Consider the following 276-nt stretch of genomic DNA (forward strand, 5'->3'; position numbering starts at 1 on the left):
GGACGGCGAGTTCTTCGGGTTGCTCGGGCCGAACGGCGCTGGGAAGACGACGTTCATCGAGATACTCGTCGGGTTGACGCGGAAGACGAGCGGGCGCGCCGAGGTGTTCGGGCACGACGTCGTCGACGACTACCAGGCGGCGCGGGACGCCATCGGGCTGGCGCCCCAGGAGTTCAACGTCGACCGCTTCTTCCCCATCCGCGAGGTCCTCGAACACAAAGCCGGCTATCACGGCATCCCGCCAGAGGAGGCCGGAGCGCGCGCGGACGAGGCCCT

At 68.8% G+C, this 276-nt stretch carries 1 protein-coding gene; it reads left to right on the forward strand.

Annotated elements, in window-relative coordinates:
- The coding region (locus SM753_RS20535; protein ID WP_323192925.1) for an ATP-binding cassette domain-containing protein at positions 1-276 on the forward strand (276 nt) is incomplete at both ends.

Source organism: Halostella sp. PRR32 (genome assembly GCF_034808085.1).
Classification (GTDB): domain Archaea; phylum Halobacteriota; class Halobacteria; order Halobacteriales; family Natronoarchaeaceae; genus Halostella; species Halostella pelagica.